The sequence below is a fragment of the Anaeromassilibacillus sp. 1001302B_160321_C8 genome, assembly GCF_015554745.1.
GTDB lineage: Bacteria > Bacillota > Clostridia > Oscillospirales > Acutalibacteraceae > Anaeromassilibacillus > Anaeromassilibacillus stercoravium.
Genome location: NZ_JADNJD010000004.1, coordinates 19,560 through 41,739 on the forward strand (window position 1 = coordinate 19,560; position 22,180 = coordinate 41,739).

Here is a 22,180-nt window from a genome sequence, read left to right on the forward strand (position 1 = left end):
TTTCTAACTTCCTTTGGCGCTCTAAAAGCAAACGTCAACCGAAATAATAAAAAAGCCGGCCACTCTTTCTAAAGTGACCGGTACATACAAATGGGATGGACACTTTAGATGCTGTCTCCGGCGCGAGCGGTCCAGCCCGGAAAAGAAAAAGAGTCTGAACGCGCCGTGCGTCCAGACTCGGTCTGGAGTGTAAGACCAATAAAGATGTTTGCGAAAACCCTTTATTTGCAAGGCTTTGCGGGTCAGCGCCGCTTATTTTTTCTTTTTTTCGGCTGGGACTTGGCGGATTTTCTGCCGAAGGGGGATTTTAGTGTAAGACCAAAAAAGATATCCGCCTATTCATACTTCTTCAGCTTCTGACAGCCATCGGTGAATCGCGTCAGCCCTTCTTCTCCCTCAAGGGCATCTTCATCCTGCGGCATATCGGGAAAGAGGTGTTCATTACTCAGCCTGTAATAATTGATTGGTATACTTCCCCCACGGCTTTTTTCCTGGGATTCTCGGATACAAAGAGCAAGAAAAATCTGCTCAAATCTTTCCTTGTCTTCAGGGGATAACTGCAACATATAATCTTCATTATGGTAATGTTTCATTTCTCAGCACCAAGGTTCCGATATGAGAAGGAGATGCCGCTTAGCCCTGACATTCATCCCGGATGAAATCATATAGGGCTTCCGGCTCCTTCAGACACCATTTGGTTTTTTCGTCTTCGGTCCAGACCTCATAGTCCGGAGCGGCATCGTAAATCCACCAGCTGATGTAGTCGTACTTGTCGTTGACCGCTTCCTCCAACACATTCAGTAAGGCGGAAAGAAGCTGCGGCCCGCCCTCAAAAACGAAATGACCATCGCCCACCAGATTGAGCGCCTCACTGAATTGTGCGTCTCTTTTCCTCTGGGCTTGGATCTTCCGCAGGGCTTCGCAGAAGGTTTTCTTGGACAGCATCAGAAATCACCTCGGGGTTCGTAGCTCTCCGCTTCCAACTCAGCTTTCCATTTCAGAAGCAGCGAAACGGCCTCTTCCTGCGTGGCAGGATCGGTGCAGAATTCAAAGAAACGCACGATCAGCATTTCCGGTGTCAGACCAAGTGGTGCTATCACTGTTTTCAGTTCTTCCAACACATCCGCATCCACTTGAATCTCCACAATTTCGTACTTCTTCTCATCCATTGGATTTTTCATCTCCATTTGAATCTTCCTGCCGGAGCTCAGCAAGCCGCTGCTGAAACAACTCCAGAAGTTCTTTCCAGACCTGCGGCTTCTTGAGAGGCTCCATCGGTTCTTCCAGTTCCCGCTCCAGATCGGCCACGGCCACCGACAGCGTCTTTTCATCGAACAGGCGGTAGTGACATCGGGCATATCGGACGACCGCTTCGCTCTCCTCATCTTCCGTTCGCATGGCATAGCGGAGGGCACAGTTGATGACACAGCCAAAGTCATCCACATAGTCGAAATCTAACCAGGAGGCCGGACAGAGGACAAGATCATCCTTCCCTTCATCGGTGATCACCAGCCCGATGTTTTCACGGCTTACCCGTTCCAACACGGCATCCAGATCAGCTGCCAGCGCCTGACGTGAGATGCGCTCCATGCTTTCCAGTGATTGTAAAATCGGCATTGTTTCCTTCCTCCTGTCCTCTTGTCCGATTTCTTCAGATATGAGCAGTCGGCTGAGACTGTTCCACAGCCGGGGATATGGCTCCTGTTCTCCATATCGGTTCAGATGATATTGAATCTCCGCCGCAGCGGCGGAACGGGTGCTCTCGTCCAGGCAGCTCAGATTCCGGCAGGTGAAATCCACAGCGATGCTGGGCATATAGGTGTGCCGTCCCATACTGTACCGAATCGCCGCCAGAATGATATGCCGCAGTCCTTCCTCCCAAACGGGGGCAAGGATTCTTGCCGGAAACAGCAGTCCTGTGTTCCCCTTTCGGGATTGGAGTGGCAGGCCGCTTTCCTCGGCTCGCTCCAGCGTGTGCTGCCAGTCTCGACGAGCGATGGAACTGGCCAGAGGTTCCGCCTCATAAAATCCCTTTCTTCTTTTCACGGCTGCACCTCCGGTTCCGCTTTCTGCTGGCCTTTATGCAGGAGATTGTTGGCTTCCATCTCCTCGAAGGTGACCGGCTCGAAGCGATTGACATCCACCCCGGCATTCAGCATCCGCTCGTTTGCCTGAATGAGCGGCCAGTAGTCCGCATCGGTATTTCCGTGGATGTGACCAAAGACCATGTAGCACCGCATGATATGCGGCCAGGACATCATGGGGTAGTGGCAGAGGGTGTACTGCCGCTTTCCGTCCGTGATATACAGCAGATTGCTCACGCTTTCAAAGAATCGCTCCGTCTGACAATTCTGGACCCATCCCCGGTCGTGATTCTCAAGGATGAGATGCTTCTTTCCCCGCAGCCGCCGCAGGTATTCCTCCGGCGGCTTTTTGCTCCGGTAGATGAGGTCGCCGAGGATATAGACGGTATCCTTCCCTGTGACCTTGCGGTTCCAGTTTTCGATGAGGGTTTCGTCCATCTCCTCAATGCTGGAGAAGGGCCGGTTGCAAAGCCGGATGCAGTTCTCGTGACCGAGATGCAGGTCAGAGGTAAAGAAAATCATGGGGATTCACCGTCCTTCTTCAACCGGGGAACCGGGATTGGCTGCCACCGGCAGTAGTTTGCAAGTTCGTCCCGGCGCTCAAGGGGCAGATTCATAAAATCGACGATACGCTCGCCTGGGAACCAGGCGTGGCAGTAGGCGGGAAGAACTCCTTCCGGCACGATGCCGATGGGCTCCTCTCCGGTCAGGCGGGCCTTCAATTCCTCAGCATTGCGGATACATACGGGAATGTCTGCCCGATGGAGTGCGAGGAAGAAGTGGATGGCCTCCACCGTCCGGGTCTCCGCAAGACCGGCCACCGCCAGATAGTAACCATGCTCATCCCGGCACACGATGCAGTCGATGTGGGTGCTGTTGCCGCCCCGGCATACCTCCCAGGGGTGGCCGATGCGTGGCCGCTCTTTCAGCCAGCGATCAAAGGCATCGGGGGAATTCCCGTCCAATTTGGACAGGCCCTCGTCCCGCCCATCCGCGTGGAGAAGGTACTGCTCCTTGTCCGGTTTCTCCGTTCCGGCATATCCCATGGCCCGGTAGCCCAGAGCGCAGGCATGATAGAAGTCGTTTGCGGTCATGGACGGGAGTCTTCTGTTTGCTTCCAGGGGATAGCCTGCCGCCGAGGCAAGAAACTCATCCACCTCCTGCCGGGAGATATTCTGGAAGAACTTCTCTTTCCATTCGGGAAAGACCTTCCACAGATCCCGGCGCAGGACGGTTCCCGTCCGATGCCAGACGGGCAGATTCCGCTCCACCAGCTTCGGATAGCTGCCATCCTCCACCGCCTGCACGGCGTCCCGCACGGCTTCCTCCAGCCAGGAGGTAAATGGGGAGATGTCATGGGGGAAAGATCTCTCTTTGCGGCAGTCCACCTCCAGCACATGGTTATGGCTCAGGAATACCGCCCGGTATCCGATCTTCTGATCTTCACCGGCGGAAAAGTGGAACCACTCCACCTCCTCCGGGAACTCGGAACGCCACCAGGCTTCAAATTCCTCGTAGCTCTCCACCTGCCCATCCTCCCGTAGATCCTCAAAACTGCCGAAGTCCTCGATGGTTCCCCGCTCGGCACGAAGCCAAAGCTCCCAGCTGTTGTGCTCCGGGTCAGGTTCCAGCCGGTAGAGCAGCCGGAAGATCCGGTCGATGGCCCCATAGGATGCCTCGTCGTAGGAGAAAGAGCAGTCGATGTTTCGGTATCCCACCCGGCCCAGCCAGCTGATATAGTGCTTAATCTCCGGTGCCTTCATGGCGTTCACCTCCTTGTGCTTGTTGCGTTTCCTCGTCCGCTCTCTCCTCAAATTGGGTTCGGAAGAGAGCAATGTGTTCTCTCACAAGAGTAGGATGTTTGTCATAGACATGGCGGCAAAGGGCCTTGTACAGAGCAAGGAATCTCTGGTCATCCCCGAAGTCCATAAGGCCGTCCATGATCCGCTCGATCTCCTGCTCCCCGGTGATCCTGTCCTTCACCACCTGTTCCACCAATTGACTGTATTGCTGGTATGCGGTATCCATCAGGCGGGAGAGCCTCTGGACGGTTTCACGGATTGCGGCAAAGCAAGCCTCCCGTTCCGTTTTTTCTTCCTCTGTCATCGTATGCTATCTCCCGACAGGAGCTGCGGCGCCGCCTCCACACTGTGGAAGAGGAAGTGCATCCGGTCGATGCGCTTGTTGATATGCCAGTGGCCGCAGAACCAGTGATTGTATTGCAGCTTCCTCTCGATCTCCTCCAGCCACTCCTCGGTAGAGGCATCCACGGTGCTCTGGTCGATCATGGGGAGGAATGCTTCCCGCGGCTCATACCGATAGGGGCAGGTGTGGGAGAGAACGGTATCCACCTGCCAGCCGCAGGCATCCAGCGTCCGGATGACCTTCTCCTTGATCTCCTGAGAAGGCTGCTCGTCCGGCCACCAGCCATATCCTCTGTCCAGCCGGTAAAACTTGTCCACGCTGTAAGCCCCGCCGATTACCAGATGGCAAAGACCCTCCAGATGAAATATCTCCCCATCAGCAGCGAACAGCAGGCGGGGGTAGGTCTCCTCCACCCAGACCGTTCCGCCGTTCCATTCCTTGGTCTGGTAGGATGGCAGGGTAGATGGGCGAACCTCATGATTGCCGTGGATGCACAGGAGCGTGGGTTTCACCTGTGTCAAAAGCTGCTTCATCTCGGCATCCCGCCCGTTCAGGAAATAATTGGCCCCCACATCCCCCAGAAGGACGAGGGTGTCCTGCTCGGTCAGCTTGTGCCGGTCACAGAACTGTACGATCTCACGAGGGTTCCCGTGGATATCGCCCGTGTAGTAGATCATGGACTATCCCACCTTTCGCCCTCCATTATACCAACTTTGGAGGCCCATATCCTGGACTTTTCGAAAACATATTCACTTTCCCAAAAACATATACACTTTTACAGGCAAAAATCGACCGGCAGTCAAAGCACATGACTTCCGGTCGATTGTTTTCTCAGAGCAGGAATGTAAAATCGGAAGCATCCGAATCGATGCACTTCTCCCGGTGTTCTCGCAGAGCTGTCTTTAAGGCTTTCATCATGTCCAGCAGAATGAGAGCCTCACAGATGGTGCAATCTGAGAGGAGCAAGGTGATCTCCTCACTGGCGCACCGTTCCGTGTCGGTGATCTGCTCCATCAACAACCTTTCCGGCGATACGCCGAGGGCATTGGCGATGAGAACAAAGGTGTCCAGGCTCATACTTTTGAGGCCGCTCTCTATGTAACTGATGTAAGAGGGGGTTTTGTCCACCGCCTCGGCGAGCATTGCCTGGGAGAGATGGTTGCGGCGACGGGCTTCGCGGATGTGTTTGCCAATGGCTTTGTAGTCAAGACTCATAATAAGACCTCCAAAAAAATTGTAGCCTTATTATAGTGTCTGGCTTATATCATCGCCTTTGCCTTATATCAATTTCACCCCAAGTTGATATACTCTTAGAAATAGATTAACTGGAGAATATATTTCAAAAAGGGGGGGAGCCGATGGAGGAACATGGTTTGAACGAGCGTCAGCTGATTGGCTCCCGCATTCGGGAGGCGCGAGTCGGCCGGCGGATGAGCCAGGCAGATCTTGCAGCCAAGGCCAATATCTCCCTGCCTCATGTCAGCGCTATTGAAACGGGAAAGACCAATATGAAACTGGAGTCCTTCATCCGGATCATCGAGGCGCTTCAGGTGTCAGCGGACTCCCTGCTTCGGCCCGATGTGCCGGAGGTGCGGAGCCTCTACCAAAGTGAGTTTGACGAGCTGTTGGCCGATTGCTCCCCCAAGGAACTGGATTCCATCCTGAAAATCGTCCGGGAAGTGAAATCCACCATGACCAGAAGAGAAGACAACGATTAAAGCGGCGAGCCGAGGAGTGTTCCAAAGGCCCGCCGCTTTTCTTATGCAGTTGGTTTTTTGGGGACGAACTCCACTTTGAGACGCATCCCCAGGCCATCCGCCAGTCTTTTCAGGGTGCGGAGAGACGGATTGCCGGTTCCGTTTTCGAAACGGCTGATGTCTGCCTGGGCGATACCAGTCACTTCCGCCAGCTGCTTTTGCGTCAGCGACTGTTCATCGCGCCCTTCCAGAATCGCTCTCATGATCTGACGCTCCGGTTCGAGGGCATCCCACTCGGCTTTGAATGCGGGATCTCGGAGCTGTTCATTCAGAGTTTCACGAAAATTCTTGCCCATAGGTCAATCCTCCTTCCTCTGCTGGTAGTCCGCTCGATAATGTCTGTCTAATGTTATAACCCATACTTGTCGACTAAAACATCCCAGCGCTTCTTCGTTTCTGCATCAGAAAGAGATGTGAAAAGGCTAATTATTTTTCCGTCCTCACTATCAAATGTAATCTCATTGTATAATATGTAATCCCAAACTAATCGTCCAGTTTTGTCCCCGAAACGAGCAGGTACGCTATCGTGGATAAATCCATGTTGCTTAGATAGTTTTTCTGCAATTGTGAAGATAAGAGGGAGAGCCGCAGTTGCCACTTTAATCGTTGAAATGAGATCTTCTTCGCCCTCAATTCGCTTTTTTTCAATGCTATTGTCCATGCCGATAACCATTCCTTCCACTTCGAATAGTCTATTAGAATGCAATTTTAAGCTGGTTAAGTACCGTCTGTCGTTTCGTAGTATTTTGCCGAGAAGTTTTCCATACCCACCGCCTTCTCTCTATGTTCATTATATGTGTTATATCACATAATGTCAATGCACATTTCGTTTTCAGGAGTAGCACGGATGGCAGTACATCCTGGATAGGATAAAGCCGAGTGGCAAAATACTGCGATCTCACTATCTTCATCGTACATATATGGTGCAGAAGACTCAATGGGGCTCGTCTTGGGGTAGAAATGGGTTTGCAGCTCGCCGGAAGTCATTGTAATCTGAATCTTTTTTTCTCGTTCATCGACCAGGAGTCAAGTTGTTGACCTCTGGTCGATTTTATTTATAGTCTGTGGCCGCTATAATAGCCCGTAAGAACATTCGCAGGGGGAGCACATATGGAAGAGCTGGCAATAAAGGGCGAAGCAATGGAGCAGGAGATCATGCCGTCCTTTGATTTTCTGCTGGAAGGAGAGGCGGAAAAGAATGCGCTTTTGGCAGAGCATCGTGCCTGGTTAAAAGGCATTCGGCGGGAGCGCCCGCTTCCGAAAAACCATCACCGGGTGGCGGTATACATTCGCTACTTCAACCAAACCCGCTATGAGGATTATCTCTCCGCCCACAAAAAGCAGTTTTTGGACACGCTGGCTCTTTGTCCGAACTGGGAATTTGTCGGTTTCTATGTGGATGAGGGAAGCACCGCACCGAACATGGAAAACGCTCCAGAATGGGCGAGACTCCTGCAAGATTGCTATGAGGGCAAGGTAGATCTGGTGATCACCCAGAAGGCAAGCAATATTTCCAAGAAACTATCGGAGCTCTCTTTCTGTGCCCGGCTTCTTGCGGCGCTGCCAAAGCCGGTGGGCATTTACTTTGTTTCGGAGGATATCTACACAATGGCTTCCTACTACCGGGAGGATCTCCATGATCCGTATTTTCTGCCCGGTCCTGATTGGACGATCCTCCCCGATCACCAGCCTGGGAGGGAAATGCTGCATGATTGACAAGGCCACCCGCAATCGGCTTGCAGAACGAAAGGAACGGGTCCGCCGCCGGATCAACACAAAGGTTGACCCGGAGAACTACGAATTCATCCCTGCCAAGAAGCCTATCGACTACTACGACAACGATATTCCGCAACGAGTCGCCGTGTATGCCCGTGTTTCCACGGACAATGTCCAGCAGACATCCTCCTATGAGCTGCAGAAGAAATACTATGAGGATTTCGTCCTGCATCACCCCAATTGGACGCTGGTTAAAATCTATGCCGATGAGGGCATTAGTGGGACTTCCCTCGTCCATCGGGACGAGTTTAATGCCATGATGACTGACTGCCGCAGCGGTAAAATCGACATGATCATCACCAAAAGCGTGTCCCGTTTTGCCCGGAATGTGGTGGACTGCATCAGCATGGTCCGGATGCTGGCGGAACTGCCCAGCCCGGTGGGCGTGTTTTTCGAGAGCGAATGTATCTTTTCCCTTAAGGATGATTCCCAGATGGCGCTTTCCTTTCAGGCCACCATGGCGCAGGAGGAGTCCCATATCCGCAGCCGGAGCATGGAAACCTCCCTGCGGATGCGGCTGGACGGCGGCTTGCCTTTGACGCCCAAGCTGCTGGGCTATTCTCACGACGGGGATGGAAACCTGGTGGTCAACCCGGAGGAAGCGCCTACGGTGAAGCTCATCTTCTACATGTATCTGTACGGCTACTCCACCAGCGACATCGCGGCGGCGCTTACCGAGCTGGGCCGTAAGACCTACCTGGGAAATATCAAATGGACCTCCAATTCCATTGTTCAGGTTCTTCGCAATGAGCGTCATTGCGGGGATGTGCTGACCCGAAAGACCTTCACCCCGAACTACCTGAACCACAAGTCCAGGAAGAATCGGGGCGACCGCCCCCAGAGCCTTTACCGGAATCACCACGAGGGCATTGTTTCCAGAGATGATTTCATTGCCGTTCAGCACCTTCTGAACAACTCCAAGTATGGACATCGCTCTATCCTCCCGGAGCTGCGGGTGATTGACAGCGGCCTGCTCAAAGGCTTTGTAACCATCAACCCTCGCTGGGCCGGGTTCAAACCTGCGGATTACTTTCAGGCTTCCGCCAGTATCCATCCTCCCGATGAGCAGGCGGAAGAAAGAGCGCCTCTTTCCAGTGTCACTCTGGCTCCTGGGGATTTTGACATGAGGGGTTTTGAGATTACCCGCAGCGAGTTCTTTGATAATTACCACCGTCCTTATGTTCAGTTTCAGGATAAGAGGATCAAATTCAGCACAGCTTGTGTTCGTACATTTGGGAAAGACAACCATGTGGAACTACTGGTCAACCCAGTGGAGATGAAGTTTGCTGTCCGCACGGCGGAAAAAGGCAACCGCAATGCCGTCCTGTTCTCCAAACTGGTGGATGGGAAATACCAGCCCAGAGAGATTGCGGGTGCGGCCTATATGGAAACGCTGTTTCAGCTGTTCGGCTGGAGCCCGGATTTAAAGTATCGGATTGCCGGGCGGCTCTTTCAAAGCCAAAGTGAATCAGCGTATATTTTCGATCTCAATGACGCAGAGGCGTTTATCAAATCTTATCTGCTCTCCGGTCAGCAAGGCGAGCAGGATTCCCATGATTCTGTGCAGCCGCTCTCCATCTCTGGCAAGCGGGTGCGCGCCGTACCGGAGGAGTGGATTCATTCTTTTGGAACGCAGTATTATCTCCACCAGCAATCTTTCCAGCAGGTTCATGACCAGAGCGAGGAGGATTGGAAGATTCGCATAGAGGGGCAGCTTTACGAAACCGGTCAAAAACTCCATGTGACCGGTTTTGAGGAACTGAGAGACTATATCCGCCAGGAATTCAACCGGCGCGGAAAGGAGGAACCATAATTGAGCGAGGAGAGAGGCGAAAAACCCGGTGGTGTGATTGCCGGGATGCTCCGTTCTCTGGAAGGGGAGCAGACGGCCGGGATTGCTCCTGTCATGCCGGAGATGGAAGTGGACGTTCATCAGGCAGGTCATGAAGGCGATGATGTTCTGGAGACGGAGCGGGAATTCAATTACGAGGGCTACCAGGTGGTACGCCGGGAATTCTTTGCCCATATCAATGAGCCATCCGTGACCTTTAACAACTATAAATTCTATGTAAACGCTGCCTGCCTGAATCGATTCCCGAAGGTAGATTATGTGCAGGTGCTGGTCAATCAGGAAAGCAAAATATTGGCGATCCGCCCCTGTCAGGCAGAAGACCGGGATGCCTGCGCCTGGTGTACCAATGGCTCTGGCAGACGAAAGCCGAAGCAAATCACCTGCAAGATCTTCTTTGCCAAGGTGTTTTCTCTGATGGGATGGAATCTGGACTATCGATACAAGCTCCTCGGACGGGTGATCCACGCCAAGGATGAATGGCTTATCGCATTTGACCTGACTGCCACCGAAGTATACCAGCGGGTTCTGAAGGATGGCGAGAAGCCCAGAGCCTCCCGGACGCCGGTGTTCCCGGAAGGTTGGAAAACACAATTTGGCCTGCCGTTCCGGGAACATCAGAAATCCATGCAGGTTGATATTTTTGAAGGATATGCGGTGTATGGGCTTCGGGATCGTGCCTCTACGCCAGAAACGCCTATTGCGGAGGCTCCCATACCGGACGGAAGCGAAGAACAGAATCCATCATAGGAGGCAGAATATGAGTCGAGAAAATCAACCGCAAGCCTCGCTGACCCTTGATCCATTTCGCAATCGAATCCGCATCCACAAGAAAACCATACGCCGCCTGGGCAGTCCTGCCTATGTGCAGTTTTTAGTGAATCCGGAAGAACTTTATATCGCCGTTCTTGGCTCGGACAAGCCTATGATTGGGGGAACGGCAAATAAGGTTCGATTGTCCAGTGTCAGCTTTCACACCAACCAATCCGTAGAGTTTTATAGTTCTACCTTGCTGAGCAATCTGTCGGAGATTGTCGGTGGCTTCGATCTGCGGTTCAATTATCATTTGACAGGAGAGATCGATTCGGTGAACCGGGTCGCCTATTTTTCCCTCCAAACCGTGAAACCGCAGGAGCGCAGGAGGCAATATGGAAGAGAAGGGGTTTAGGGAACTCAGGATCGATCCGGAATTCAAAAACCTGATTCGACCTCTCCGGCGGGAGGAATACCGGCAGCTGGAGCTGAATCTGGTGATGGAGGGCTGCCGGGAGGCCATCGTTGTTTGGGACGGTACCATTGTAGACGGACATAACCGATACGAGATCTGCAATAAATTGAAAATCCCTTATGGCGTAAAAGAACAGGTTTTTCCAAACCGGGATGCGGCAATCGCCTGGATCTGCTCCAATCAACTCGGTCGCCGCAACATTTCAGAGGAGACGAAGAAGTATCTGATCGGCAGGCAGTATGAGGCGGAAAAGAAAGCGCACCGGAATGAGAACGGCTATAATCAGTACTGCCCAAATCCCCTCGCCACAGTTGGAAGAGGCCGTCCGGTAGAGGAAGAGAGCAGTCGACGAACCGCCGCCCGTCTGGGAAAGGAGCATCATGTGTCTGGAGCAACGGTCCAAAAATATGCAAAATACAGCGTGGCGCTGGATGCGATTGCAAAAACCGCGCCGGAATTGATTCCCCACATCCTGTCGGGGACATACAAGATATCCTTCGAAAACATTGTGGCACTGGCGGAGATGGCCCCTGCGGAGCTGAAGGAACTCAGTAAGAAAATCGGGAACAATCCCTATGCCTTTGCCCGATACAGCGATTCACGGCGCAGCCTCTCCACCGAGGCGTCTTCTAAGCCCGGCATACAGGCGGCGGAGCAGCCTGCCATCAAGACGATGCCCGCCTATGATCCGGATGCGGAGGTGGCTGGACTGACCCTCACCATTCCCTCCTGGATGAGCTCCATCGAGCGAACCAGAAATATGGCGCATCTCGCATCCATCTCTCCCGCAGCCAAGGAGAACTTGCAGGCAGCCTTAACAGCGCTGGGAGAAAAGGTGCAGGAGATGCTCGCGGCAATTGAGGAGGATTCCTAATGGCTGATTTCAGCATGTTTGTACCCAATGTCCATTTCGAGCAGATCCCCATTAAAAATCTGGTGTCCAACCAGGAGTATCAGCGAAACATATCCGAACAGCATGTACTGAATGCGGCAGCCCACTTTGATCTATATCAGATCAATCCGGTCAAGGTAAGCCGACGAAACGGCGTCAACTATGTGTTCAATGGGCAGCACACGGTGGAGATCGTCGCGCTGGCCTCCGGTTCTCGGGACACGCCGGTCTGGTGCATGATCTACGACGATCTCAACTATGAGCACGAGGCGGATATCTTCGCCAATCAGATGAAGTTCGTGAAACCCTTAAAGCCCTATGAGGTGTTCATGGCAAATATCGAAGCCGGAAATCAGAAACAGCTCATTATCCGGGATCTGGTGGAGTCCTACTCGCTTTCCATTGGCCAAGTCAGAAACTATGGGGTGGTTTGCGCTGTGTCCACGTTGGAAAGCATCTACGACAAGTTCGGCTATCATGTTCTGGACCGGACACTTCGGCTCTGTGTGGGCACTTGGGAGGGCGATATGAATTCTCTCTCCGCTAATATGCTCAACGGCATTGCCCGCCTGGTCCATACCTTTGGAGATGCGCTGAAGGATGAAAACTTCAAGGAAAAGGTGGGCGAGATGTCGGTAAAGCTGCTCTCCAGAACCGCCAAGGAGCGGCGGCCCGGCTCCATGGGGTATGCCGAGGCCATGCTTATTGCCTACAACCGAAAGTGTAAATATCCGCTTAAGTGGACCAGGCTCTACGAGAAGAATGTGGGGAACAGTGAAGGGCTGGACATTGATACAGATCTGGATGAGGAGGAGAACGAGGACTCCTTCGGAGATAACCCCGAGGAATAAACAAGCGGACGACTCCCCAGGGAATCGTCCGCTTGTGATTTCATGGCCGGAGGGTAGATGAACGCCGCCAGATCCAGATAACTGCTCCCGTCCGCCGCAGAGGCTCTATCGGTTTTTCTCAGTAGTGTCATAGCGGAGGCGAAGTGGATGCGGAGGCGACCGTTCCTGTCAAATTGCTTGACCTGGAAGGTACTGCCGACCTTGGAGAAGGTCTTCGGGCTGGATTCCGGGACATCTAATCCACAGCCGCCCCAGATTATGCGACCTTACCCCATTCGCCGTTGGTAGATACATCGTTCATGCTTAAAAGATTTATGTATTTATAAGGTCGATTGCTGTTGCAAGCAGAATTGCAATGACTTCATCTTCAGAATTATCATACTCCATAACGAATTTATCGGCATAGCCATCCTTAAGATTTAAAGGACAATCATGCAGAGTAGCTACCTGCTTACCCTTATATTGGATTTTGAAACTCTTGCCTTCCTGGTGTGTGATTTTGACACTACCTTCAAGAACCTCGAACTCCAGATTACCAAATGACACATATTTTTTTAGCAATGCGATTTTTTCTTTACCCAAGAATACCGTGCATTTCTTCACCTCTTTTTCAAACAACGGAACACCTGTAGAAATCAGATGCTCTTTAACATAGCCGATTTTATTTCCGTTTGCATCAAACAAATCCAAGATTTCACGGTCGGTGATAGTGTTCTCAGCGTTAGATTTATACTTGAGCGTACCATTGCCGTCAACAATTTGATAACGCCCAAGATAATCATTCATATCAGGCGTTTTCCCAGTAAAGAGGCCGACCATCGTGCCTATGGAATAGGACTTTGATTTGATAACCAGGAAATTTTTCTTGATTCCCTGGATATGTTCGGCCGCAGTTTTCTGCCCTGTGGCTTGACCGAGTTTATTCAGCACGGAGTTTACCACCCCATCTACCGATCCTTTCGGTATGACTTTTTCGGCGATTTTAGCACCAGCTAAAGCTGTGAGTTTACCTTTTAAACTCATAAGCGCACCTCCTATCGTGTTCTGTAAGAGAACTTGTAAATTTCGCGGATAATTAATCCATGCTGCCACTATCTTTATTTCCGCCGAACTCGCAGCCGCGTACATGGTCATGTCCATAATACCATCTGCAGTATCGGTAACCACTGTGAGGGAGACAATTGGTGCAGTCCCCCATTACAATGTCTTTGCCTTTGATTTGGATGCGATGCCAACACACGCTATGACTGTAAAGCGTATTCCGAAGAAACCTAACTTCGATGGAGACGGTTCCTGTGGGAATGGTCCATTTTTAATTTCATGGCCGGAGGGAAAAGGCCGGGCGCATATATTCCACAGCGCCCCGACTGAGGCCATACTGTCCGGCCAGCTGCTCCCAGTGTCCGGATACGGTTTTGCAGATCTCCTCCGCCGCCTGCTGAGCCTCCTGGGGAGATAAGCCGAAGTAGTCAGCGACCTCCAGCGCCAGATCCAGGTCGATGGTGTTGTCGTACTCGCTCACATTGAGGGAGAGACGGTCGCCTGTGGGGACTGGGTTTACATCGTAGAGCGGAGCCAGTCGCCAGCCGGTGAGAGTCAGGAGGAAACCGTGGTTGCGCAGGTGGTCGTCGGTGTTGGACACCGCCATACTGAATACGATCCGTTTCCACAGCTCAGCCAGATCCTGCCTGGGAGCCGCCCCATTGGCGCGGATGAACGCCGCCAGATCCAGATAACTGCTCCCGTCCGCCGCAGAGGCTCCGTCGGTTTTTCCCAGCAGAGTCATGGCGGAGGCAAAATGGATACGGCGGCGGCCATCCCGGTCAAATCGCTTGACCAGGAAGGTGCTGCCGGTCTTGGAGAAGGTCTCCAGCCTGGATTCCGGGACATTCAATCCGCACAGCCGCGCCAGGTCATGCACGACCTTCTCCCATGCGCCGCTGTTGGATTCATCGTGCTTAGACGGAAACTTGGCGATCCACAAAGCGCCGTCCGCTGCCTGCACCGTGGCCTTGGGCCTTGCTCCGCCCAGAGAGGAACCGGGGGCCAGAAGCTCCCGCAGCCATGTTTCGTTCAGGCCGCTTTCGTCATTCTCAAAGGCGATAGAGGCGTTTTCCAGTGTCCGAAGATGAACCCAGGGCGGCGTTGCGAAGGACTTGTCGTTGGAGAGAAAGTCTCCCCCCTCTTCCAGGCTGAACCGCAGTGCCCCCATGCGGGATTCATCGTAGACCCCCAGCAGGAAATCGCTTTCTGTGAGGTTTCGGGGCTTTCGGTCTTCTTTTCTGGCGTCAATTGCCTCCTTGCGCCGCATCAGCAGGCGGCCCCAGCGGTCCGGGCAGGAGTCGGCGAACAGCCCGAAGAGCCGCTTGTCCAGCGGCACATACTGCCGTCCCCGGTAGAGGGCCAGATCCGGGTCCAGAGAGAAGGAACTCTCGGCGGATGTCAGCCAGGCGGGGTCATACTCGAAGGAGAAGGTTTCCTGCCCCCGGATAAAGCTGCAGCGGAGCCGCCCCATCAGGGTGGGGGTCTCTCCACGCCAATTTTCATATACATAGATGGTCTTTTCGTCCTGCGCCATGGGCTACTCTCCTTTCTTGGGCGCCCGCCGTCTGGTAGGCAGCGCCAGGTCTTGCAGCTTCCTGCCGAATTCATCATCTTTGGCAATAAGCAGCAGGTCGCTGTCCATATTGTTCAGTGCGTGCAGCACGGCGGCATAGGAGCCGATGGATACCGTGGGCGCACCCTTCTCGATGGAGATGAGGGTGGCCCGGCTGATCCCCGCCCGCTCCGCCACCAGTTCCAGACTCAGCTTCCGGCGCAGGCGGGCAAGGCGGATCTGCTCACCCATCTGCTCCAGAATCTTTCTTGTCTGCGGCATGATGACCGCCGCTCTTTTGCCCATACATCATCGCCTCCTAACATACATTATAGTATATTACCTTGGCGATTATGTCAATTATATTTGAAGTTATTTGTTTTCCTCATTGAGCGCTTCCTCGATGAGATACCCGCCGCCGAAGATGATGTCCAGCCTGCCGTCGGGATATACCTTTACGCACTCGATCATCTGGTGGACGATGGTATCGTCGTACTCCATCTTTCTCGACGCACGATCTGCGATGATTTGCTGCAGCTGGAGGATGCGGCCATCATTCCCCTGGTCCGAGAGGAGGGCGTCCTCCAGCTTTTTGATTCTCCCTTGCAGGAGTTCGATGGTATCGGAAAGCTCCTTGAATTCCGCCTCATGGCTTTCAATGCCCTCGCCGCTCTCTACGCTCTCATTGATGAGGGACACCATTTTGCGGTTCAGACCATCGATTTTTCGGCGAAGCAGGTCGATTTCATCGCTGTTCCCGTTCAGCCCGATGGCCTCCCCAATGGTCGCCCTCATAAGTGCCAGATAGGTGGCCTCGTCTTCCTCATTGAAGCGGTTGACCGCCCGGACGATAGCAGCATGGAGCGCTTCCTCGTCTACTGTAGGGGAGGACTTGCAGTACCGCTTTCCGTAGTCCAATCGATTGATGCAGCGCCAGACCACCCGCTTTTTCCCACGGGATGTCCAGGTCACGCGCTTGTATCGGCTCCTGCATTCGGCGCAGATCATCACATTGGACAGCGCATACCGGGAGTATTTTCCGGTGGCCGTAGTGGCTGCTTTGGTGGAGTTTGGCTCCCGACTCATCCGCCTGGCGAGTTCTTCCTGCGTTTTGTGAAAGAGCTCTCGGCTGATGATACCAACATGGCTATTCTGTACATAGTACATGGGTGCCTCACCCGTGTTTTTGCGACGGACCTTGCCAATACAGTCAATTGTGACCGTCTTTTGAAGGATGCTGTCCCCGCAGTATCGTTCATTCCGGAGAATACCCTTAATCATGCTCGCAGAGAAGGAGAATCGTTTTCCTGGTATCTGGAGATTCTCTTCTCTGAGTTTGGTTGAGATCCGGTTGATGGTTTCACCTGACAGGTACATATTGAAGATTCTCTCCACGATGGATGCCTCCTCCGGGACGATCTCCGGTTCTCCGTCCTCGCCCTTTCGGTATCCAAGCAGGCACTTATAATTGAATACGGGCTTGCCGTCCTGGAATCGTTTCCGAAAGCTCCATGTGACATTCTTGCTGATGCTTTCGGATTCAGACTGTGCGAACCCTGCGTAGATGACCAGATAGAGCTCGCTGTCGATTTGCAGTGTGTCTATATTTTGCTCCTCGAAGTAGATGCCAATCCCTCTTGCCCTGAGCATACGCACATGGTCCAGGCAGTCAACAGTGTTTCTGGCAAATCTGGAGACCGACTTGGTGATGATATAGTCGATTTTTCCTGCCAGGCAGTCGTTGATCATCTTTTGGAACTGGGGCCGTTTATCTGCTCGAGTTCCTGAGATGCCCTCATCAGCGTACAGGCCGGCAAATTCCCACTCCGGCTTGGCGGCAATCATTTCGGTGTACACTTTTTTCTGGTTGGTGTAGGAGGTAAGCTGTTCCTCGCTGTCAGTGGATACCCGGCAGTAGGCGGCAACCCGGCGCTGGTGATATTGCTCCTTGTTGACGATCAGCGAGCGCTTCGGCTCAATGACCGATATGGTCTTTTTCGGTATCCTGGTTACATTCATTTTCATCCCCTCCGATCTCTACGTCGGTCTTGGTATGTAGGATCACCTGTCCTCCGCTTCCCAGCGTCAGATAGGCGACGATGTCACTAAAGTAGGCCGGACTGAATTCCTCCTGGGGCGTCATCATGCGCACACGTTTTCGGGCGATGGATGCGGCGATCTGCAGATGTGTATCGCTCTCTGCGTACAGCTGCTCCGCCATCTCAATTGTTTTGGCGATGACCAGGGCGTCACTGGGATTATCCCGCTCCAGTTCGGCATCGATTTCCCTGTTGATTTGCTGAGCCTCTGCCGACAACTCCCTTCGTTTTTTGGGGCGGGGTATGAGCAGGTGGCTGTTAGCGATGATGCGGTTCATCAGGATCGTCACCTTTTCCAGCAGATGCGTATCGGAAATTCGTATGCGCTGTCCGCAATCCGCATTGGTGCATTCCCAGCTTTCCCGAATCCGGTGCCTGTTGCTTACTCTCCTCCGCATTGGCGCCCCGCATTCCGCGCACCGGACCCGGTTCCGGAGCAGGTCGATCCCCTCCAGATTTTTCTCGAAGGTGTTCCGCTGGCGGGCTGTCCGCACCGCAGCAGCCTCCTCATACTGCTCCTCCTCGATGATGGGGTCATATTCTCCATCTCCGAGGTATTTGGCGTTTCCTATGATTCTTGCGATACGGGCTTTATCCCACACATCCGTCCTCTCGCTGTAGGGGATCTTCCTTTCAGTCAACAGTTCGGCAATGCTTTGGAGGGAAGCGCCGTTGATGTAGGCGCTGAATATCTCACGGATGACCATAGCTTCATCCTGTGCGATGACTGTCCTTCCGTTCCGCATAGTGTAACCGTATGGGATATAGCGTATCTTCTTCATTTTGAGGTTCCTCTCCGTCGGAGCATTTCTGTAAATCGCAGCCCGCCGATGAGGGTGACCGTCATTTCATCCCGGCGGGTTATGCGGACGGCCTGGACAATCTCGGCAAACAGCTTTTCATCGAATCGGTCCAGGGGTTCTTCCAACTCCTCCAGCAGTTTTTTCAGCCGTGTCACTTCCTCGATCATATCGGTGATGCCCGAGGAGAATTCATACTGGCGCTCACGCTTCAGTTGGCGCAGTTGGTCGTTGATATCCTGCACCTGGGCTTTGTGGACCTCGTCTTTGAGGTATCCTTTTGCATGGAGCTGTTCCACCATCACCAGCTTGGCATTGAGATCTGCGATGCTCCGGCTGATCTCCCTTGCGGCTGTGTTTTTCCGCTTTTGCTTCAGCTCGGCGGATTCCAGGCGGAGCAGGGTTTGCCCCAGAATGTCGTATTCAGAGAACCGAAGCTTGTTGACCATGGCGATGAAGGCGTCGTAGATTCGATCCTCACTGTAGTAGTTCGAGTCGCATTGGGTGCGATCCTGAATGTGTTTGGAACATCCCCACTTGGCGGTCCCGGAAACCTGCCGCCTGCGAAAATACGAGCCGCACTCAGAACACTGAATGCGGCTCGTAAGAGGATAGATATTTTGCGCTGTGGATTTCCCAAAGATGTCCTGGCGCTTTTTCAGGAGGGTCTGGACCTTGTCGAAGGTCTCCCGATCAATGAGCGGAGCGTGGGTCATGGAGGCGTAGAACATATCCTCCTGGCCTCGATTTCGGAACTGTTTGAACGGGACCGTGGTGTCACGGTAGGTTTTCTGGTATTTGCAATCGCCGCAATACCGTTCATTCCCAAGGATGTATGCCACCTTGGTGGAGCGCCAGAGGGATTTTCCGGTCTTGGTTTTGATGCCGCGGCTGTTAAGGTCGCGGGCGATCTCCGATGTAGACTGGCCGCTCAGATAGTTTTCAAACATCATGCGGACGATGGCTGCCTCCGGTTCATAGACCACCAGCGCCTTATCCACCAGCCGGAAACCGTAGGGAGCGTTGCTGTCCACATACTCGCCCAACTGCATCCGCTTTACGATGGAGAGCCGCTGGTTCTGGGAAATAGCCTTGGACTCCTCCTGCGCAATGGCAGAGAAGGTATTGAGGAGCATTTCATCCCCGAGGGCCAGAGTGTAGATTCCCTCTTTCTCGAACTGCACCCCCACGCCGAGCAGCTTCAGCTTCCGGACATATTCCAGAGACTCCTTGGCGTTTCGGGCGAAGCGGGAGACGGACTTGGTGACGATCAGGTCGATTTGGTGCTGTTCGCACATCTTGATCATTCGCTGGAATTCGGTTCGGTTCTGCGCTTTCATGCCAGACAGCCCTTCATCCGCGAAGATCTCCACCAGTTCCCACTCTTTTTTTCTCTGAATGAGGCTGGTATAGACCCGAATCTGGTTGGCATAGGAGTTCTGCTGATCTGCTGAATTGGAAGATACCCGGCAGTAGGCAGCGACTCGGACTTTCCGAATTTCCTGTCTGGTGATGGGCGAGATGAGTTTGGCCTGTGGCATCAGCAGAATCCCCTTTCTGGCTGAATTTTGGATTGTACTACATTTTGGTACAATCCACTTTTACGGTTCAAGCAACATTATATTCAAGAAGAAGATAAAATCCATTGAATAAATGCAGATCAGGAAATTTCTACATAGTCAACAGACTGCGCCGTGCAAACTCCATCAGATTAGACGATGCCGTCCTGACATCCTAATCCGCAATAACAAGATCCGAGCCGGTAAGCTTCTGGTAATATCGCTTGGCTCGCTCGTATTCAGCGGCGGTGATCACACCGCTGTTCCGCATCGATTTCAGCACGACCACGATAAACAGATAGTTTGCACTTTTGGTTTGTGACATGGTAATCATGGTGTGATCCCTCCTAACTGCAAAATTGAATTGATACCACAAAAATAGGGGCCACCCCGTCTGGTTGCGGCAGTGTTGGCTTACTTCGCTACATAGTGGGTGACCCCCATTGCTTCTGATATCAAGACGATTGTTCGTCTTTTTTTGCCTGTATTCGACACTACTTCCCCAGGCCAGGGCGGACATCTAAACTGCGGCGGGCGCCGCACTCCGGGAATCGAACCCCTCCGAGGATCTCTCCGAGCTGCCCCCATTGCTTGAGACTGTGGCTGGGCAGGGGTACCATTGTAGGCGGATGAGGTCTTGACGAAACAGACTGCCACGCCTGCTTTTGGATCGGTGGACCCGCTGGGCACCTTATTGGCCGTCATTGATAGAAGAGAAAGAGGGCTTTGCCCCTTTCTCCCCTACAGGTGGTCATCGCGCACCGTCCGCATCGCTCGCTCATCCGCTGATGTTATTTAGCTGCCGGATATTCAGTTGAAAAGGTTCAATGAAGGCGTCCGAAGAACCCCTTCACTTTACAACGGACATTTTTTCAGCAAATCACAACCATCACCCAAAAATATTTTTCGCTTTTTTCTGAATGAGTCGGATTGCATTCTGGACGCTCTGATAACTGACTCCCATTTGATCCGCATAAGCCTTGTAACTGATCCCATTCAGAATGCAAGCCTGGTAAATTCCATATTGGGTAGGAGTCAGGCTCTCTCGCAGTCTTTGTTCCAGCAGCTTCGTGGAGATTTCTTCTGTGTAATCGACCGTATCAGCCAACCAGTTGGAGTCTGTCACATCTTCAGGGAGCACATCCAGCGATAGAATCGTTGGTTTGGATATGCCGTCTCTATCCGCTTCCTGATCCAGTGACATTGCTCGACGGAACCGCTTTTCCTCCGAACGCAACACCTGCATCACAGTGCGCTCCACCTCTGTTACCTCGCCAGTAGCCTTGATCCGCACCATGCACTTGCCGTCCTCCGTTGTCCAGAGGTCATAGTCGAACTCGACTGGGGTTTTCGGGATTCCTTTCATTGCTTCGTCCTTTCCGCTGGTGCGAAGCAGCGGAATGACGAGGCAACAAAAAGAGCCGCATGACGGTGAGCGTGTAATTCCATACCGATAAATCAGGTGTTTCCATTTTGGAAACATCTGATCATGCGGCATTAGGAAGACTCACCAGTCAGCGGCTCCACAGCACAGCTATCAATATTTATTTGTTAATCTCTGCCCTTATCGGTCTTGATAAAAGCGAAGTTTTAACCGTCTCATACTGAGGACATTAAAGACGGTCTCCTGTCCACAGCGTTTGCACTTTGCTTGGACATGGCCTCTGGTGTCCTCAAATACAGCGATTGAATTGTGTCCACAGAAGGGACATTTCACCATCCTTGTTTTTTGGTTTGCGATGGCATGACGCGCTTTTCGGATCTTCTCCATCATTTCCTCAGACGGCTCAGAGATGCGGATATTCTTTTTCATGCCCACACCTCCAAGGGATCTGAATATTCCCGGTACGGACGATCCTCAATGTAACCGAGATGTCTCAGCCGGATTACAGCCGCCGACTTCGACACGGCAAACTGCCTACACAAAAGAGACAGTGATAACTTGTCACGATATGCGAACACCCCCTCGTAATTGATTAACTTCTTGCCACCGGCAAAATACCACATGGCAAGATCAATTTCTTTTTGCGGCATAAGGATGGCCGCGCCAAGGACATTAGCCTGCCATTCATTCCAGTCCTCGCGAGTCTTTAAGTCGCGGAGCGAATACACTGTCCGTGCCGAGTATTTCTTTGCATAGGCTGACTGCGCAGTTTCACTTTCCATCTGGAACAAAATCTGATGTGCGCACTCATGGGCAAGGGTAAAGCGTCTCTTGCCGCAGAGCTTTTGGACTTGTCCGGGTTGAATAAAGCTGGTGTCCATCAGAATTTGATTTTTCCTGAGTGGGATGGTTCGCTTCACGCCCATCTCTTCCGTGATATACTCGGTATCCGCATAGGCGGTCAGACCACAGATGCTTCCATCCGGGGAAAGATGGGCAAACGACACTTCCAAGCCAAGGTATTCCTTGGCGAACTGGTCAATCGGTGTCCCTCGTGCCATTCGTCGGATGTCCTTGGTTTCGCTGCCGAAAAAGAACTCATTGAAATCCTTGGTTACGGCTACTGCAATTTCTTCGATTTTCTTCTGGGATAAGATCAT

At 52.7% G+C, this 22,180-nt stretch carries 29 protein-coding genes; 7 read left to right on the forward strand and 22 right to left on the reverse strand.

Going from position 1 to position 22,180, the window contains the following annotated elements; genetic code table 11:
• Positions 1 to 335: 335 nt before the first annotated feature.
• The 9 genes from I2E77_RS03875 to I2E77_RS03915 all read right to left on the reverse strand — a co-directional run bounded on the left by I2E77_RS03875 (position 336) and on the right by I2E77_RS03915 (position 5,444).
• Entirely contained in the window at positions 336 to 593 is a 258-nt protein-coding gene (locus tag I2E77_RS03875; protein WP_140400355.1) for a hypothetical protein, read from the reverse strand.
• A gap of 40 nt (positions 594 to 633) precedes the next feature.
• Positions 634 to 945, reverse strand: coding sequence for a hypothetical protein (locus tag I2E77_RS03880; RefSeq protein ID WP_087233774.1), 312 nt, complete (start codon positions 943 to 945; stop codon positions 634 to 636).
• A complete protein-coding gene (locus I2E77_RS03885) occupies positions 945 to 1,187 on the reverse strand; it encodes a hypothetical protein (protein WP_087233772.1) in 243 nt (80 codons plus the stop codon). Before I2E77_RS03885 ends, I2E77_RS03880 begins: the two co-directional genes overlap by 1 nt.
• Positions 1,162 to 2,046 carry a hypothetical protein gene (locus tag I2E77_RS03890; protein WP_195450673.1) on the reverse strand — a complete coding sequence of 295 codons (885 nt, stop codon included), beginning with the start codon at positions 2,044 to 2,046 and terminating at the stop codon, positions 1,162 to 1,164. The genes I2E77_RS03885 and I2E77_RS03890 overlap by 26 nt, the downstream gene beginning before the upstream one ends.
• Positions 2,043 to 2,606, reverse strand: a complete 564-nt coding sequence (locus I2E77_RS03895; protein WP_087233765.1) for a metallophosphoesterase — start codon at positions 2,604 to 2,606, stop codon at positions 2,043 to 2,045. The genes I2E77_RS03890 and I2E77_RS03895 overlap by 4 nt, the downstream gene beginning before the upstream one ends.
• The gene (locus I2E77_RS03900) at positions 2,603 to 3,847 is read right to left on the reverse strand and encodes a hypothetical protein (protein WP_087233762.1); all 1,245 of its coding nucleotides are present in this window, start codon (positions 3,845 to 3,847) and stop codon (positions 2,603 to 2,605) included. The genes I2E77_RS03895 and I2E77_RS03900 overlap by 4 nt, the downstream gene beginning before the upstream one ends.
• Entirely contained in the window at positions 3,828 to 4,190 is a 363-nt protein-coding gene (locus tag I2E77_RS03905; RefSeq protein ID WP_087233760.1) for a hypothetical protein, read from the reverse strand. The genes I2E77_RS03900 and I2E77_RS03905 overlap by 20 nt, the downstream gene beginning before the upstream one ends.
• Complete coding sequence (locus tag I2E77_RS03910; protein ID WP_087233757.1) at positions 4,187 to 4,906, reverse strand: metallophosphoesterase; 720 nt, start codon at positions 4,904 to 4,906, stop codon at positions 4,187 to 4,189. Before I2E77_RS03910 ends, I2E77_RS03905 begins: the two co-directional genes overlap by 4 nt.
• A 154-nt stretch (positions 4,907 to 5,060) precedes the next feature.
• On the reverse strand, positions 5,061 to 5,444 hold the full coding sequence (locus I2E77_RS03915; protein WP_087233754.1) for a helix-turn-helix domain-containing protein: 384 nt from the start codon (positions 5,442 to 5,444) through the stop codon (positions 5,061 to 5,063).
• A gap of 143 nt (positions 5,445 to 5,587) precedes the next feature.
• Between I2E77_RS03915 and I2E77_RS03920 the strand changes: the two genes are divergently transcribed.
• Positions 5,588 to 5,947 carry a helix-turn-helix domain-containing protein gene (locus I2E77_RS03920; protein ID WP_087233751.1) on the forward strand — a complete coding sequence of 120 codons (360 nt, stop codon included), beginning with the start codon at positions 5,588 to 5,590 and terminating at the stop codon, positions 5,945 to 5,947.
• A 41-nt stretch (positions 5,948 to 5,988) separates the two neighbouring features.
• On the opposite strand, the gene I2E77_RS03925 is transcribed toward I2E77_RS03920, so the two are convergent.
• Both I2E77_RS03925 and I2E77_RS03930 read right to left on the reverse strand, forming a co-directional pair.
• The gene (locus tag I2E77_RS03925) at positions 5,989 to 6,282 is read right to left on the reverse strand and encodes a helix-turn-helix domain-containing protein (protein ID WP_087233748.1); all 294 of its coding nucleotides are present in this window, start codon (positions 6,280 to 6,282) and stop codon (positions 5,989 to 5,991) included.
• A gap of 53 nt (positions 6,283 to 6,335) precedes the next feature.
• On the reverse strand, positions 6,336 to 6,659 hold the full coding sequence (locus I2E77_RS03930; protein ID WP_087233745.1) for a hypothetical protein: 324 nt from the start codon (positions 6,657 to 6,659) through the stop codon (positions 6,336 to 6,338).
• A 437-nt stretch (positions 6,660 to 7,096) separates the two neighbouring features.
• On the opposite strand from I2E77_RS03930, the gene I2E77_RS03935 reads away from it, so the two are divergent.
• From I2E77_RS03935 to I2E77_RS03960, 6 genes are read left to right on the forward strand one after another with little or no spacing between them, the layout of a single operon-like run.
• The gene (locus I2E77_RS03935; protein ID WP_087233742.1) at positions 7,097 to 7,702 is read left to right on the forward strand and encodes a recombinase family protein; all 606 of its coding nucleotides are present in this window, start codon (positions 7,097 to 7,099) and stop codon (positions 7,700 to 7,702) included.
• Positions 7,623 to 9,575: a recombinase family protein gene (locus I2E77_RS03940; RefSeq protein ID WP_235396394.1), complete on the forward strand. Its 1,953-nt coding sequence runs from the start codon at positions 7,623 to 7,625 to the stop codon at positions 9,573 to 9,575. Before I2E77_RS03935 ends, I2E77_RS03940 begins: the two co-directional genes overlap by 80 nt.
• Complete coding sequence (locus I2E77_RS03945; protein ID WP_195450674.1) at positions 9,576 to 10,361, forward strand: hypothetical protein; 786 nt, start codon at positions 9,576 to 9,578, stop codon at positions 10,359 to 10,361.
• Between the two features lie 10 nt (positions 10,362 to 10,371).
• A complete protein-coding gene (locus tag I2E77_RS03950; RefSeq protein WP_087233736.1) occupies positions 10,372 to 10,779 on the forward strand; it encodes a hypothetical protein in 408 nt (135 codons plus the stop codon).
• Positions 10,760 to 11,713 (forward strand): hypothetical protein, encoded by a 954-nt coding sequence (locus I2E77_RS03955; RefSeq protein WP_087233733.1) that lies wholly within the window; start codon positions 10,760 to 10,762, stop codon positions 11,711 to 11,713. The genes I2E77_RS03950 and I2E77_RS03955 overlap by 20 nt, the downstream gene beginning before the upstream one ends.
• Positions 11,713 to 12,582 (forward strand): DUF6551 family protein, encoded by an 870-nt coding sequence (locus I2E77_RS03960; RefSeq protein WP_087233730.1) that lies wholly within the window; start codon positions 11,713 to 11,715, stop codon positions 12,580 to 12,582. The genes I2E77_RS03955 and I2E77_RS03960 overlap by 1 nt, the downstream gene beginning before the upstream one ends.
• Here I2E77_RS03960 and I2E77_RS14145 read toward each other — a convergent pair.
• The 11 genes from I2E77_RS14145 to I2E77_RS04010 all read right to left on the reverse strand — a co-directional run bounded on the left by I2E77_RS14145 (position 12,483) and on the right by I2E77_RS04010 (position 22,180).
• Positions 12,483 to 12,842, reverse strand: a complete 360-nt coding sequence (locus I2E77_RS14145) for a HipA domain-containing protein (RefSeq protein ID WP_328245458.1) — start codon at positions 12,840 to 12,842, stop codon at positions 12,483 to 12,485. The two genes, I2E77_RS03960 and I2E77_RS14145, sit on opposite strands and share 100 nt — an antisense overlap.
• A gap of 52 nt (positions 12,843 to 12,894) precedes the next feature.
• Positions 12,895 to 13,605 (reverse strand): hypothetical protein, encoded by a 711-nt coding sequence (locus tag I2E77_RS03965; RefSeq protein WP_087233727.1) that lies wholly within the window; start codon positions 13,603 to 13,605, stop codon positions 12,895 to 12,897.
• A gap of 295 nt (positions 13,606 to 13,900) precedes the next feature.
• A complete protein-coding gene (locus tag I2E77_RS03970) occupies positions 13,901 to 15,160 on the reverse strand; it encodes a type II toxin-antitoxin system HipA family toxin (protein ID WP_087233725.1) in 1,260 nt (419 codons plus the stop codon).
• A 3-nt stretch (positions 15,161 to 15,163) separates the two neighbouring features.
• Complete coding sequence (locus tag I2E77_RS03975; RefSeq protein WP_087233722.1) at positions 15,164 to 15,484, reverse strand: helix-turn-helix domain-containing protein; 321 nt, start codon at positions 15,482 to 15,484, stop codon at positions 15,164 to 15,166.
• Positions 15,485 to 15,550: 66 nt separating this feature from the next.
• Positions 15,551 to 17,197: a recombinase family protein gene (locus tag I2E77_RS03980; protein ID WP_195450675.1), complete on the reverse strand. Its 1,647-nt coding sequence runs from the start codon at positions 17,195 to 17,197 to the stop codon at positions 15,551 to 15,553.
• Positions 17,154 to 18,059: a recombinase family protein gene (locus tag I2E77_RS03985; RefSeq protein WP_087233717.1), complete on the reverse strand. Its 906-nt coding sequence runs from the start codon at positions 18,057 to 18,059 to the stop codon at positions 17,154 to 17,156. The genes I2E77_RS03980 and I2E77_RS03985 overlap by 44 nt, the downstream gene beginning before the upstream one ends.
• Positions 18,056 to 19,618, reverse strand: coding sequence for a recombinase family protein (locus I2E77_RS03990; protein ID WP_195450676.1), 1,563 nt, complete (start codon positions 19,616 to 19,618; stop codon positions 18,056 to 18,058). Before I2E77_RS03990 ends, I2E77_RS03985 begins: the two co-directional genes overlap by 4 nt.
• A 193-nt stretch (positions 19,619 to 19,811) precedes the next feature.
• On the reverse strand, positions 19,812 to 19,970 hold the full coding sequence (locus tag I2E77_RS03995) for an SHOCT domain-containing protein (RefSeq protein WP_140400354.1): 159 nt from the start codon (positions 19,968 to 19,970) through the stop codon (positions 19,812 to 19,814).
• A 555-nt stretch (positions 19,971 to 20,525) separates the two neighbouring features.
• On the reverse strand, positions 20,526 to 21,002 hold the full coding sequence (locus I2E77_RS04000) for a hypothetical protein (protein WP_071430683.1): 477 nt from the start codon (positions 21,000 to 21,002) through the stop codon (positions 20,526 to 20,528).
• Between the two features lie 198 nt (positions 21,003 to 21,200).
• Entirely contained in the window at positions 21,201 to 21,449 is a 249-nt protein-coding gene (locus tag I2E77_RS04005) for a hypothetical protein (RefSeq protein ID WP_071430685.1), read from the reverse strand.
• On the reverse strand, positions 21,446 to 22,180 hold the full coding sequence (locus I2E77_RS04010) for an ImmA/IrrE family metallo-endopeptidase (protein ID WP_071430687.1): 735 nt from the start codon (positions 22,178 to 22,180) through the stop codon (positions 21,446 to 21,448). Before I2E77_RS04010 ends, I2E77_RS04005 begins: the two co-directional genes overlap by 4 nt.

Coding starts and splice junctions, on each gene's coding strand:
- I2E77_RS03930 (WP_087233745.1), bottom strand. CDS start 6,659: ATGGTTATCGGCATGGACAATAGCATTGAAAAAAAGCGAATTGAGGGC.
- I2E77_RS03995 (WP_140400354.1), bottom strand. CDS start 19,970: ATGATTACCATGTCACAAACCAAAAGTGCAAACTATCTGTTTATCGTG.
- I2E77_RS03950 (WP_087233736.1), top strand. CDS start 10,372: ATGAGTCGAGAAAATCAACCGCAAGCCTCGCTGACCCTTGATCCATTT.
- I2E77_RS03905 (WP_087233760.1), bottom strand. CDS start 4,190: ATGACAGAGGAAGAAAAAACGGAACGGGAGGCTTGCTTTGCCGCAATC.
- I2E77_RS03940 (WP_235396394.1), top strand. CDS start 7,623: ATGATCCGTATTTTCTGCCCGGTCCTGATTGGACGATCCTCCCCGATC.
- I2E77_RS03920 (WP_087233751.1), top strand. CDS start 5,588: ATGGAGGAACATGGTTTGAACGAGCGTCAGCTGATTGGCTCCCGCATT.
- I2E77_RS03935 (WP_087233742.1), top strand. CDS start 7,097: ATGGAAGAGCTGGCAATAAAGGGCGAAGCAATGGAGCAGGAGATCATG.
- I2E77_RS03970 (WP_087233725.1), bottom strand. CDS start 15,160: ATGGCGCAGGACGAAAAGACCATCTATGTATATGAAAATTGGCGTGGA.
- I2E77_RS03875 (WP_140400355.1), bottom strand. CDS start 593: ATGAAACATTACCATAATGAAGATTATATGTTGCAGTTATCCCCTGAA.
- I2E77_RS04005 (WP_071430685.1), bottom strand. CDS start 21,449: ATGAAAAAGAATATCCGCATCTCTGAGCCGTCTGAGGAAATGATGGAG.
- I2E77_RS03880 (WP_087233774.1), bottom strand. CDS start 945: ATGCTGTCCAAGAAAACCTTCTGCGAAGCCCTGCGGAAGATCCAAGCC.
- I2E77_RS03980 (WP_195450675.1), bottom strand. CDS start 17,197: ATGAATGTAACCAGGATACCGAAAAAGACCATATCGGTCATTGAGCCG.
- I2E77_RS03910 (WP_087233757.1), bottom strand. CDS start 4,906: ATGATCTACTACACGGGCGATATCCACGGGAACCCTCGTGAGATCGTA.
- I2E77_RS03925 (WP_087233748.1), bottom strand. CDS start 6,282: ATGGGCAAGAATTTTCGTGAAACTCTGAATGAACAGCTCCGAGATCCC.
- I2E77_RS03895 (WP_087233765.1), bottom strand. CDS start 2,606: ATGATTTTCTTTACCTCTGACCTGCATCTCGGTCACGAGAACTGCATC.
- I2E77_RS03985 (WP_087233717.1), bottom strand. CDS start 18,059: ATGAAGAAGATACGCTATATCCCATACGGTTACACTATGCGGAACGGA.
- I2E77_RS04010 (WP_071430687.1), bottom strand. CDS start 22,180: ATGATCTTATCCCAGAAGAAAATCGAAGAAATTGCAGTAGCCGTAACC.
- I2E77_RS03960 (WP_087233730.1), top strand. CDS start 11,713: ATGGCTGATTTCAGCATGTTTGTACCCAATGTCCATTTCGAGCAGATC.
- I2E77_RS03975 (WP_087233722.1), bottom strand. CDS start 15,484: ATGGGCAAAAGAGCGGCGGTCATCATGCCGCAGACAAGAAAGATTCTG.
- I2E77_RS03915 (WP_087233754.1), bottom strand. CDS start 5,444: ATGAGTCTTGACTACAAAGCCATTGGCAAACACATCCGCGAAGCCCGT.
- I2E77_RS03990 (WP_195450676.1), bottom strand. CDS start 19,618: ATGCCACAGGCCAAACTCATCTCGCCCATCACCAGACAGGAAATTCGG.
- I2E77_RS03885 (WP_087233772.1), bottom strand. CDS start 1,187: ATGGAGATGAAAAATCCAATGGATGAGAAGAAGTACGAAATTGTGGAG.
- I2E77_RS03900 (WP_087233762.1), bottom strand. CDS start 3,847: ATGAAGGCACCGGAGATTAAGCACTATATCAGCTGGCTGGGCCGGGTG.
- I2E77_RS03965 (WP_087233727.1), bottom strand. CDS start 13,605: ATGAGTTTAAAAGGTAAACTCACAGCTTTAGCTGGTGCTAAAATCGCC.
- I2E77_RS04000 (WP_071430683.1), bottom strand. CDS start 21,002: ATGAAAGGAATCCCGAAAACCCCAGTCGAGTTCGACTATGACCTCTGG.
- I2E77_RS03955 (WP_087233733.1), top strand. CDS start 10,760: ATGGAAGAGAAGGGGTTTAGGGAACTCAGGATCGATCCGGAATTCAAA.